This is a genomic window from Streptomyces oceani (assembly GCF_001751245.1).
Taxonomy (GTDB): Bacteria; Actinomycetota; Actinomycetes; order Streptomycetales; family Streptomycetaceae; genus Streptomyces; species Streptomyces oceani.
The window spans coordinates 30,048-37,272 of sequence record NZ_LJGU01000120.1 but is presented as its reverse complement, the minus strand read 5'-3'; the positions used below and the strand labels follow the sequence as shown (position 1 = coordinate 37,272).

Genomic DNA, 7,225 nt, shown 5'->3' with positions numbered 1-7,225 from the left:
GGTACTGCATGCGGGAGTGTGTGGGAGAGTAGGACACCGCCGAACAATCTTTGATGATGGCCCCGTTGGCCCAGCCAACGGGGCCATCATCGTGTGCTCCGCCGTTGCTTCGTACGCTGTCCGCATGCGCTACGATCTGGTGATCTTCGACAACGACGGCGTCCTGGTGGACAGCGAGCCCCTCGCGAATCGTGTCCTCGCCGGTTACCTCACCGAACTCGGACACCCCACGAGCTACACCGACGCGCTGCGCGACTACATGGGCGGTTCTGTGCGGCGCGTACACGACATCATCAGGGAGCGCACCGGGAGGCACCTGCCGGCGGACTTCGACTCGATACTGCACTCCCGCACCTTCGATGCCTTCCGTGCGGAACTCCAGCCGGTCAACGGCGTATCGGAGCTTCTGCGAGGACTCGCCGCCGACGCCCTGCCGTACTGCCTGGCGTCCTCCAGCAGCCACGAACGGATCCGGGTGGCGCTCCAGCACACCGGTCTCCTCGAGTACTTCGACGAACAGCGGATCTTCAGCTCCGAGGACGTACGGCGTGGGAAGCCCGCTCCGGACCTCTTCCAGCACGCCGCCGGGTCGATGGGCGTCCCGCCCGAGCGTTGTGTGGTCATCGAGGACAGTCCGCTGGGCGTACAGGCGGCCATCGCCGCTGGTATGGAGGTGTACGGCTACGTCGCGATGACCCCTCCCGACCGGTTGGCCCAGGCGTCCGGGGTCTTCTCCGACATGTCGGCCCTACCCGAGTTGCTCGCCGGCTGAGACCGGCCGTCTGCCCCGTGGATCCGGACGGCCGGTACGGTGGCCCCATGAGCGGCGGCGCACTCTTGATGTGGGACGAAGCGGTCACTGGCTACAACTTCGGTGCCGGTCATCCGATGGACCCCGTCCGGCTTGACCTGACGATGCGCCTGATCGAGGCGTACGGCCTGGACCGCGCGCCGGGGCTACGGATCGAGACGGCCCCCGGCGCGGCCGGCGCGTCAACGCTGCGCCTGGTGCACCGGCAGGACTACGTCGACGCGGTGCGTCGCGTCTCCGCTGATCCGGCTGCCGCGGACGGTTCGTACGGTCTCGGTACCGAGGACGACCCGGCGTTCGCCGGGATGCACGAGGCGTCCGCGCTGATCGCCGGGCAGTCCGTCGCCGCGGCCGAAGCGGTGTGGCGAGGGGACACGCTGCACGCGGTGAACTTCGCTGGCGGACTGCACCACGCGATGCCGGGTGCCGCTGCCGGCTTCTGCGTCTACAACGACGCGGCGCTCGCGATCGCTCGGCTGCTGGAGTCGGGTGCGGAGCGTGTCGCCTACGTGGATGTCGACGTGCATCACGGAGACGGCGTGCAGGAAGTGTTCTGGGACGATCCTCGGGTCCTCACCATCTCCGTGCACGAACACCCCAAAACCCTGTTCCCGGGCTCCGGTTGGTCGGAGGAAACCGGCGGCCAGGCGGCGGAGGGTACGGCCGTGAACGTACCGCTGCCGGCCGGTACGACCGATGAGGGCTGGCTGCGCGCGCTGCACGGCGTGGTGCCGGAACTGCTGACCGCCTTCGCCCCCGACGTGCTGGTGAGCCAGCACGGTGCCGACACGCATGTGGAGGACCCGCTGGCGCATTTCGCGGTCAGCGTGGACGCCCAGCGACTGGCCGCGCAGGCCTGTCACGACTGGGCGCACGAACTGACCGGCGGCCGCTGGGTCGCCCTGGGCGGCGGCGGTTACGCCGTACTGGACGTGGTGCCGCGCAGTTGGACGCATCTCGTGGGCATCGCGGCCGGGGCACCGGTCGATCCCGTCAGCGAGGTGCCCGCATCGTGGCGGGACGCGGTGTACGCGCGTACGGGCGTGGCGACCGCGCCGCAGCGCATGACCGATGGTCGTGAACCCTCCTGGCGCGGCTGGGAGTCCGGCTACGATCCGGGCGACGTGCTGGACCGTGCGGTCCGGGCGACCCGCAGGGCGGTCTTCCCCTCACACGGCCTGCTGCCCTGAGGAGACCGCCGTCCGGCCGTCCCGCCCTCCGACCGGCCGTATCCGGGACGGCTTGCGCCGCGTACGGNCGGCCGGTACGACCGATGAGGGCTGGCTGCGCGCGCTGCACGGCGTGGTGCCGGAACTGCTGACCGCCTTCGCCCCCGACGTGCTGGTGAGCCAGCACGGTGCCGACACGCATGTGGAGGACCCGCTGGCGCATTTCGCGGTCAGCGTGGACGCCCAGCGACTGGCCGCGCAGGCCTGTCACGACTGGGCGCACGAACTGACCGGCGGCCGCTGGGTCGCCCTGGGCGGCGGCGGTTACGCCGTACTGGACGTGGTGCCGCGCAGTTGGACGCATCTCGTGGGCATCGCGGCCGGGGCACCGGTCGATCCCGTCAGCGAGGTGCCCGCATCGTGGCGGGACGCGGTGTACGCGCGTACGGGCGTGGCGACCGCGCCGCAGCGCATGACCGATGGTCGTGAACCCTCCTGGCGCGGCTGGGAGTCCGGCTACGATCCGGGCGACGTGCTGGACCGTGCGGTCCGGGCGACCCGCAGGGCGGTCTTCCCCTCACACGGCCTGCTGCCCTGAGGAGACCGCCGTCCGGCCGTCCCGCCCTCCGACCGGCCGTATCCGGGACGGCTTGCGCCGCGTACGGCCGAACCGTCGCGCGGGGCGCAGCCACCGTCAGCCTCGCCGCCGGGCGTTGAGCCGGGCGGCCTGCCGGGTCAGATGGCCGCGCTCGGCCAGGTCGGGTGCCTGCTGGGCCGCTGCCGCGTACAGCCGCGCCGCCGTCGCCAGGTCGCCTTCCCGCTCGTGGAGGTACGCCGCCACCGCGGAGTACCGGGGGAGCGGATGTCCCTTGCCCGCCTCCGCGCTGGGGCTGTCCTCCAGCTCCGCGAGCGCGGCCAGTCCGGCGCGCGGGCCGTCGACCTCGCCGAGCGCCACCGCGCGGTTCAGTCGGACGACGGGGCTGTCGGTGAGGCGTACGAGTTCGTCGTACCACTCGAGGATCTGCGGCCAGTCGGTCTCCTCGGCGGTGGGCGCGTCGGCGTGGAGTGCCGCGATGGCGGCCTGCGCCTGGTACTCGCCCAGCCGGTCCCGGGCGAGGGCCGCCTGCAGGATCGCGACGCCCTCGGCGATCGCGGTGGTGTCCCAGCGGTCGCGGTCCTGTTCGGCGAGTGGTACCCGGCTGCCGTCGGGCGCGGTCCGGGTGGCGCGCCGGGCGTGGTGCAGCAGCATGAGGGCGAGCAGTCCCGCCGCCTCGGGGTGATCGAGGGCGGCGGCGAGCTGCCGGGTGAGCCGGACGGCCTCGGCGGCGAGGTCGATGTCGCCGGAGTGGCCCTCGTTGAAGACGAGGTAGAGGACCCGCAGCACGGTGGCGACGTCGCCGGGCTGGTCGAACCGCACGCTGGAGACGGTGCGCTTGGCCCGGCTGATCCGCTGCGCCATGGTCGCCTCCGGCACGAGGTACGCCCGGGCGATCTGGCGAGTGGTCAACCCTCCGACGGCGCGCAGCGTGAGCGCGACCGCGGACGACGGCGTCAGCGACGGGTGCGCGCACAGGAAGTAGAGCCGGAGCGTGTCGTCGTGCGCGGTCGTCAGCCCGGGAGCGGGCTCCTCGTCGACCAGTTCCTCGCGTCGGCGACGGGCGAGGTCGGCCCGGTTCGCGTCGAGGAACCGGCGCCAGGCCACGGTGACCAGCCAGCCCTTCGGGTCCCGCACAGGAGGCTCGTCGCCGGAAGCGCTCGGGGCGGAGCCGGCCCGCCGGGCGCGGACCGCCTCGAGCAGCGCCTCCTGTACGGCGTCCTCGGCCGCCGCGAAGTCGGCTCCTCGGCGGACGAGGACGCCCAGCACGCTCGGTGTGAGGCGGCGGAGCAGGGCCTCGTCCAGCAGGGCCCCGTCCATCGGCGAGGTCACTCCGTGATGGTGGGCGGCGCGGTCAGGAACGGCCGCAGCTCCAGCCATTCGTGGATCGGCTCTCCGCCCGCCCCGGGGGCGGCGGACAGCTCCCCTGCGAGTTCGACGGCCCTTTCGTAGGTGTCGACGTCGATCAGCATCCAGCCGGCGATGAGGTCCTTGGTCTCGGCGAACGGGCCGTCGGTGATCGGCGGACGCCCCGCACCGTCGTAGCGGACGAAGGTCCCCTCCGGGGCGAGGGCCTGGCTGTCGACGTACTCGCCGGTCTGTTCCAGCCGGGCCGCGAAGTCGTTCATATACGTCATGTGCGCCGCGACCTCGTCGGGCGTCCACTGCTCCATGGGAGTGTCGTTGACGGAGGCCGGAGCGCCGCGGTAGTGCTTCAGCAGCAGGTACTTGGCCATGGTGTCTCTCCTCGGTGCGGGTGCGACCCATTGTGGTCGCGCTTACCCCGGGGACGGAGCCAGCCACGGGTTCTCGACATCATGGCGGACTTTTCTGCTCGCGTGGGGCAGTCCGGGATCGCGGGCGACCGGCACGGTGGACCGGAGGCGCTTCGCTGGGCTGTTGCCCTTCCGGGTGATCCGCATTCGAACTGTGGCGCCGCCGCCCGGCCCGTACACGAGCATGGTTCACGTGAAGCACGCATCCACGCTTCGGGCGCATCTGGTGACCACGCGGCTGTCCGGGGCGATCGCGACGAGGCGGGAGAAGAGCCTGCTACGTTACCGCCAGTTCGCAGCGCGGGACCCCGGCGTGCTGCTCGGCCTGGAGCCGGAGCGGGACTGGCGACTGCCGGACGTGCTCGCCCTGATGGCCGCGGAGTGCGGGGTGTCCGGCGACCCGACGCGGATGACGGGCCCGGACACGATCGACCCGGATCGTACGATCAGCGCGCTGGAGGCGTTCGCTGACCGCTTGGCGGTGGCCGCGCGCTGTCGGGTGCCGGTGCTGCTGGGGACGGGCCACCCGGATCGACTGCTGGGTTTCTACGCCGCGTTGGCGGCTTCGCTCGCCAGGGTGGGATGTCCGGTACTAGAACCAGCGCAGGGCAGGTGTGTCGACATAACGACCCGGTTCGGCGTACGTACGCACCGCCTTTCGTACGTACGGGGTGTTGCGTTGGTCCACGAGAAGGGCGCACGCCGACAGTCGGATGCGCCGGGCGTGCACACCCATTCGCCGCTGCCGCTGCGTACCGCGCTGACCGCTGCTGCGGCGGCTGGAGGACCCGTACCGGAATTGGTTATCGGTGATCACGGATGGGTCTGCGCAGCAGGTCAACTCGGAATTGAGGCAATGGGGCCAGCCGATGCGGACGATCCTGCGCTGTTCGTTGGGCAGGCCGAGGGTCGGGTGTCGGTGGTGGTGCCAGTGGACGATGCGGTGTGCCCGGTGCACTACGGACCGCTCGCGCGATATGTCCTGAGTCGTGCTGATATGCCCTTTGGGTTCCCTGAGTGAGCCTGACCCTGCTCCTGTTTCTCACTTGCATCAGTCGCACCCATTCTGGGGAGGACGCACATGCGAGCAGGAGACACCGGAGGGGAAGCCGGTGCCCGACGTGTGCGGAAGGTCAGGTGTGACATGGCTGCTGGCGAGAGTCCTCTGAACGAGGTCGTGTTCCTGACCGTGGCGGAAGTCGCCGCGGTGATGCGCGTATCCAAGATGACCGTGTACCGGCTGGTGCACAGCGGTCATCTGCCGGCGATCCGAGTGGGCAGGTCATTCCGGGTCCCAGAAAAGGCCGTCCACGACTACCTTCAGGAATCCTATGTGGGGATGGAGAGCGCGTAGTCCCGCTTCGGCGCCCGCATTTCCTGATCGCTGACTGCTACGAGTCCAGTGTTCCGGTGGCCCCTCGGATTACGACCATCACTCGGTGACGGGTAAGCTGGGCTCATGTAGGTCGTGTGGGCTCGGACGCCCCGCACCGAGTGACATGAAGTGAGCGAGGGTAGTCGTGGGCTCTGTTATCAAGAAGCGACGCAAGCGGATGGCCAAGAAGAAGCACCGCAAGCTGCTCAAGCGCACCCGCGTGCAGCGTCGCAACAAGAAGTGAGCGAAAGCGCCGCTGATTGGCCGCCGTTCCCTGTCTCCGCACTTCAGCGGGGTGGGTGAGCGGCGGTTTCGCCGTTCGCTGGAGCCCGCCAGAGGTTGCGGAGAGCTCCGGCCTGGCCGACGCGATACCGGGGTCGTGCGGTATGGCGGCACGCCACACCGCCGCTGCCGTGGCACCGTTACGGACGGCCGGGAGGTCGCGAACGACCGCGCGTGCCGCCGTACGGACCGGACGAGGGGATGAATGGCGTGGGCAAGGTGGTGCTCGTCACCGGGGTCGCCCGGCAGCTGGGTGGTGCTCTCGTCCGCCGTCTTCAGCGTGAGCCGGGTGTCGAGCGGGTGATCGGCGTCGACACGGCCGCGCCCGCCCAGCCGCTCGGTGCCGCCGAGTTCGTGCGTACCGACATCCGGCAGCCCGCCATCGGCGCGGTCCTGTCCGGCCACGCCGTCGACACCGTCGTGCACACGGACCTGCACAGCACTCCGCTGAGCCCGCGCGGCAGCCGGGCCGCGGTCAAGGAGACCAACGTCATCGGCACCATGCAGCTGCTCGGCGGCTGCCAGAAGGTGCCCAGCGTGCGACGCCTCGTGGTGCAGTCGAGCACGGCGGTGTACGGTTCCGCGTCCCGCGACCCGGCCGTCTGCGAGGAGAGCACCCAGGCCAAGGCCCTGCCACGGGGCGGGTTCGCCAAGGACATGGTGGAAGTCGAGGGCTACGTACGCGGCTTCGCCCGTCGGCGTCCGGACGTCTCGGTGACCGTGCTGCGCTTCGCCCATGTCCTCGGGCCCGGCGCGGACTCGCCCATGGCCGCCTACTTCTCGCTGCCGGTGCTCCCGACCGCGCTCGGCTACGATCCCCGACTGCAGTTCGTGCACGCGGACGACGCTCTCGAGGCGCTGTGCGTGGCCTCGGGCGAACCGTCCCGCGGCAGTCTGAACGCCGGCACGTTCAACATCGCCGGCGACGGGGTGCTGCTGCTCTCGCAGTGTGCCAGGCGGCTGGGCCGGCCCACGGTGCCGTTGTTGCTGCCGGCGCTGCGGTGGGGCGGAGCGGCGATGCGGGCCCTGGGTATCCCCGACTTCCCGCCGGAGCAGGTCCGGTTGCTCGTCCACGGGCGGGTGGTGCGTACCACCCAGATGCGGGAGGTGCTGGGCTTCGAGCCACGGCGGAGCACCGAGCAGGCCCTGGCCGACGCCGCCCCCGGGCTCGGTCCCGCCCTGCTGCCGCCCGAGCGGCTCGCCCGCGCCGTCGACGGG

The 7,225-nt window shown here is 71.0% G+C and carries 8 protein-coding genes and 1 pseudogene; 7 read left to right on the top strand and 2 right to left on the bottom strand.

Annotation, left to right across the window (positions count from 1 at the left end; all coding sequences use genetic code 11):
* Positions 1-124 precede the first annotated feature (124 nt).
* The 3 genes and pseudogenes from AN216_RS11815 to AN216_RS11805 all read left to right on the top strand — a co-directional run.
* Entirely contained in the window at positions 125-772 is a 648-nt protein-coding gene (locus AN216_RS11815) for an HAD family hydrolase (protein ID WP_070196612.1), read from the top strand.
* 47 nt (positions 773-819) lie between these two features.
* Positions 820-2,001, top strand: coding sequence for an acetoin utilization protein AcuC (locus tag AN216_RS11810; RefSeq protein ID WP_070196621.1), 1,182 nt, complete (start codon positions 820-822; stop codon positions 1,999-2,001).
* A 70-nt stretch (positions 2,002-2,071) separates the two neighbouring features.
* A pseudogene (locus AN216_RS11805) lies at positions 2,072-2,578 on the top strand (acetoin utilization protein AcuC); the annotation flags it as partial.
* Between the two features lie 96 nt (positions 2,579-2,674).
* On the opposite strand, the gene AN216_RS11800 reads toward AN216_RS11805, so the two are convergent.
* Together AN216_RS11800 and AN216_RS11795 are read right to left on the bottom strand one after the other, a co-directional pair.
* Positions 2,675-3,880, bottom strand: a complete 1,206-nt coding sequence (locus AN216_RS11800) for an RNA polymerase sigma factor (protein WP_070196620.1) — start codon at positions 3,878-3,880, stop codon at positions 2,675-2,677.
* A 23-nt stretch (positions 3,881-3,903) separates the two neighbouring features.
* Positions 3,904-4,311, bottom strand: coding sequence for a YciI family protein (locus AN216_RS11795; RefSeq protein WP_070196611.1), 408 nt, complete (start codon positions 4,309-4,311; stop codon positions 3,904-3,906).
* A gap of 223 nt (positions 4,312-4,534) precedes the next feature.
* Between AN216_RS11795 and AN216_RS11790 the strand changes: the two genes are divergently transcribed.
* The 4 genes from AN216_RS11790 to AN216_RS11780 form a co-directional block, all read left to right on the top strand.
* Complete coding sequence (locus AN216_RS11790; protein ID WP_070196619.1) at positions 4,535-5,371, top strand: phosphatase; 837 nt, start codon at positions 4,535-4,537, stop codon at positions 5,369-5,371.
* Positions 5,372-5,494: 123 nt separating this feature from the next.
* Positions 5,495-5,704, top strand: coding sequence for a helix-turn-helix domain-containing protein (locus tag AN216_RS11785; RefSeq protein WP_070196618.1), 210 nt, complete (start codon positions 5,495-5,497; stop codon positions 5,702-5,704).
* Positions 5,705-5,870: 166 nt separating this feature from the next.
* Positions 5,871-5,969 (top strand): 30S ribosomal protein bS22, encoded by a 99-nt coding sequence (locus AN216_RS26895; RefSeq protein ID WP_003948845.1) that lies wholly within the window; start codon positions 5,871-5,873, stop codon positions 5,967-5,969.
* A 248-nt stretch (positions 5,970-6,217) separates the two neighbouring features.
* On the top strand, positions 6,218-7,225 hold a 1,008-nt coding region (locus tag AN216_RS11780; RefSeq protein ID WP_070196617.1), incomplete at its 3' end, for an NAD-dependent epimerase/dehydratase family protein.